This is a genomic window from Corynebacterium sp. UMB4614, from assembly GCF_030217065.1.
Lineage (GTDB): Bacteria > Actinomycetota > Actinomycetes > Mycobacteriales > Mycobacteriaceae > Corynebacterium.
Genome location: NZ_JASONC010000125.1, coordinates 1 through 236 on the forward strand (window position 1 = coordinate 1; position 236 = coordinate 236).

1 pseudogene is annotated in these 236 nt (G+C 57.6%); it reads left to right on the forward strand.

Going from position 1 to position 236, the window contains the following annotated elements:
- Positions 1-189: pseudogene (locus QP413_RS10180) on the forward strand (IS256 family transposase); the annotation flags it as partial.
- Positions 190-236: the final 47 nt, after the last annotated feature.

Sequence of the window (236 nt, forward strand, 5' to 3'; positions counted from 1 at the left end):
GAACTGCCTGACGACCCCGTTGAGATCGCCAGGCAGTCCAACTGGGGCCAGGACCAACTCGCCAAAGTATCCACCCTGACCCACAACGAGAACCAAGCCGACCACGAAACCGGACGACCAGCCCTCTACGACAACGCTATCGACACCGACTACACACACTCAATCGGCATCCAAAAAGGCCACATCTAACCCCGCGACACGCCGGAGTCAGACACACATTTTGTCGTTTAACCCGC